Annotated in this window: 1 protein-coding gene; it reads left to right on the top strand. The window is 41.6% G+C overall.

Annotation, left to right across the window (positions count from 1 at the left end; genetic code table 11):
- On the top strand, positions 1–154 hold a 154-nt coding region (locus E0702_RS20010; protein ID WP_240721834.1), incomplete at its 5' end, for a DUF1145 domain-containing protein.
- Positions 155–226: the final 72 nt, after the last annotated feature.

Below are 226 nucleotides of genomic sequence, written 5' to 3'. Positions count from 1 at the left end.
GACTGCATTTTTGTTTTGTATGCATGGCTTGCAGATGTTGATCTTCATCGGTGCGTTCGGTGACAAGATTGAAATGAGCAGTTGGGAGAAATGGTCGATATTGATCTTTGGTATTTTTGCCCTACTCGACATTCGCCGCAAGCATATGATGTAAATTGACCTCAGCTTTACGACATAAAAAACGCCGCTCATTGAAGCGGCGTTTTCGTTTCTATACGTTCATATA

It is taken from the genome of Halomonas marinisediminis (assembly GCF_004347715.1).
Classification (GTDB): Bacteria; Pseudomonadota; Gammaproteobacteria; order Pseudomonadales; family Halomonadaceae; genus Halomonas; species Halomonas icarae.
Note: the sequence above shows the minus strand (reverse complement) of the source record. Positions and strands in the feature narration are given on the sequence as shown.